Consider the following 2,718-nt stretch of genomic DNA (forward strand, 5'->3'; position numbering starts at 1 on the left):
CGATGCCGGCAACACTGATCCCGCCTGCACGCTGTCGCCCCGACACGAAGAGATCTTCAAGCTGGCCGAGCTGGAATCCAGCGAAGGCGCCGATCGCTTCCTGTATCGCAACTTCAAGGGCGGCACGCTGGAAGACGACACGCATGGCCGCTGACTCCCCTGCCCCCGTTTCCGGCGATGCCTTTACGCCGCTGACCTCGGAACATCTCGATGTCGGCGACGGGCATTCGATCTATGTCGAAAGCGTCGGCTGCAGCGACGGCATCCCGGCGGTCTATCTGCATGGCGGGCCCGGTTCGGGCTGCCAGCCGGATCATCGCCGGCTGTTCGATCCACAACGCTTTCACACCGTCCTGTTCGACCAGCGCGGCGCCGGACGCAGCCGGCCGAAGGGATATCGCGAGCACAATACGCTGCCGCATCTGATCGCGGACATGGAGACGATCCGCCGCAAATTCGGCTTCGAGAAATGGCTCGTGGTCGGCGGCTCCTGGGGCGCGACGCTGGCGCTGGCCTATGCTCAGGCGTATCCTGCGCATATCAGCGGCATCGTGCTGCGAGCCGCTTTTTTCGGCACCCGCGAGGAATTGCACGACGTCTTCAACGTGATCCTGCCGCGGCATTACCCCGGCCTGTATGCCGATTATCTCGGCGTGCTGCCGGAAGCCGAACGCGCCGATCCGCTGCCGAACTTTTATCGTCGGATTCTCGATGCCGATCCCATCGTTCATGTGCCGGCGATCCGCGCCTGGGGCGGCACCGAAGCCATCCTGTCCGAAGTCGCGCCGAAGCGGACGCGGCTCGATCAGGCGGCGCTCTCCAGCACCTCGGGGCCGATGCCGGCAACGCCGGGCATGGAAGCGCACTACTTTGCGCATGACTGCTTCATGCAACCGCAGCAATTGATGCGGGATGCCGGCAGGCTCAAGGGCATTCCGGGCGTGATCGTGCAGGGCCGCTATGATCTGCTCTGCCCGCCGGTGAACTCGCACGCGCTGGCGGCGCGTTGGACCGATGCCGAAGTCCGCATCGTCGAAGGCGCCGGCCATAATCTCTACGATCCCGGCATCCGCGATGCCGTGATGAAGGCGATCTCGGACGTTGCATCACGATTCAAATAGGACTGCATCATGCCCATGGCCGGAACGGGAATGCTGATGACGTCGATGGATATCGACGCCGCGCATGAGCAGGAATTCAACCAGTGGTATGACCGCGAGCATCTCGCCGAACGCGTTGCCATCGCGGGCTTTGTCGAAGCCCGCCGCTATGTCGCCGTGAATGCCGCGCCAAAATATCTCGGCCTGTATTCGACCGAGACGTTCGAGGTGCTCGACAGCGACGCTTATCGCACCGCGCTGGCCAACCAGACCGCGTGGTCGCTGGCCAATATCGGCCGTTTCAGGAACATGCTGCGCTCGGTGGCCCGCATCACCGTCAGCCGCGGTCGGGGCCGTGGCGCGGCGCTGGGCCTCGTGCGTATCCGGCCGCCCGAGGGCGATCTCAGCGCGCTGCGCGAGGCCCTCAGGGCGCAACTCGACCCGGGCATGATCCACGACATCATCTCGATGCATCTGATGGAAAGCGATGCCAGGTTGTCGAAGCCGCTGACCGACGATCCCGCTGCGCCGAACCCGGCCGCCCGCGACTGGTACGTGCTGATCGACGGGACGGACGTGAATGCCGTCAGCGAGACGATGGCTGGTCGTTTCGACGCCGCCATCGCGGCCGCCGGCGCGCAGTTGATCTCCAGCGGCACCTATCGGCTGATGTGGGATCTGGCAAAGGCGGATCTCTGATTGAACGCTTCCCACCGCTGGCGCGACCAATGACGCATAAAATTTACACAACCGTCATCCTGCGCCGCACACGACATTGCGATCACGGCGAAATGGAACCGTTCGCCTTGCCATGCGTAGGGCTTTGGGGTGATCATTGGAACTCGCCTGCGCACGGACAGCGCGCGGGGCCTTTGACACATTTGAACCGAAGAGCACCATGAATCCCGTCAAAGCACTCGAATCCCACGGTCAGGCCGTATGGCTGGACTTTCTCGCCCGCGGTTTCGTCGCCAAGGGCGACCTGAAGAAGCTGATCGACACCGACGCCGTGAAAGGCGTGACATCCAATCCGGCGATTTTCGAGAAGGCTATCGGCTCGTCCGACGAATATGACGCGCCGATCGCGGCTGCATTGAAATCGGGTGACAAGTCTCCGGCTGATTTGTTCGAGCATATTGCCGTCGAGGACATCCAGAACGCCGCCGACGTGCTGAAGCCGGTGTTCGATGCGACCAAGGGCCGTGATGGCTTCGTCAGCCTCGAAGTCTCTCCTTATCTGGCCAATGACACCAAGGGCACGATCACCGAGGCGGAACGCCTCTGGAAGAGCGTCAAGCGCCCGAACCTGATGATCAAGGTGCCGGCGACGCCGGAGGGCCTGCCGGCCATCGAGCACCTCATCGGCGAAGGCATCAGCGTCAACATCACGCTGCTGTTCGCGCAGAAGGTCTATGTGGACGTGGCCGAGGCCTATTTGCGCGGCCTCGAAAAATTCGTAGCCGGTGGCGGTGATCCGTCGGGCATCGCCAGCGTGGCGTCGTTCTTCGTGAGCCGGATCGATACCCAGGCGGACAAGCAACTCGACGAGAAGATCGCGCAGGCCAATGATCCCGCCGAGAAGGAGCGCCTGAAGGCGCTGAAGGGCAAGGTAGCGATC

Annotated in this window: 3 protein-coding genes and 1 pseudogene; all 4 read left to right on the forward strand. The window is 63.1% G+C overall.

Translation table 11 applies throughout. The features are described 5' to 3' along the window. Positions 1 to 154, forward strand: a pseudogene (locus tag ACIQ17_RS32760) (pyrroloquinoline quinone biosynthesis protein PqqE); the annotation flags it as partial. Continuing rightward, positions 144 to 1,121, forward strand: coding sequence for a prolyl aminopeptidase (gene pip, locus ACIQ17_RS32765; protein ID WP_398473739.1), 978 nt, complete (start codon positions 144 to 146; stop codon positions 1,119 to 1,121). The pseudogene ACIQ17_RS32760 and the gene pip, both read left to right, overlap by 11 nt. Positions 1,122 to 1,130: 9 nt before the next feature. After that, positions 1,131 to 1,799, forward strand: a complete 669-nt coding sequence (locus ACIQ17_RS32770) for a hypothetical protein (RefSeq protein ID WP_398473741.1) — start codon at positions 1,131 to 1,133, stop codon at positions 1,797 to 1,799. 199 nt (positions 1,800 to 1,998) lie between these two features. Continuing rightward, a partial coding sequence (locus tag ACIQ17_RS32775; RefSeq protein ID WP_398473742.1) for a transaldolase family protein occupies positions 1,999 to 2,718 on the forward strand: 720 nt, incomplete at its 3' end.

The sequence above is a fragment of the Tardiphaga sp. genome, assembly GCF_044340795.1.
Classification (GTDB): domain Bacteria; phylum Pseudomonadota; class Alphaproteobacteria; order Rhizobiales; family Xanthobacteraceae; genus Tardiphaga.

Coding starts and splice junctions, on each gene's coding strand:
- pip (WP_398473739.1), top strand. CDS start 144: ATGGCCGCTGACTCCCCTGCCCCCGTTTCCGGCGATGCCTTTACGCCG.
- ACIQ17_RS32770 (WP_398473741.1), top strand. CDS start 1,131: ATGCCCATGGCCGGAACGGGAATGCTGATGACGTCGATGGATATCGAC.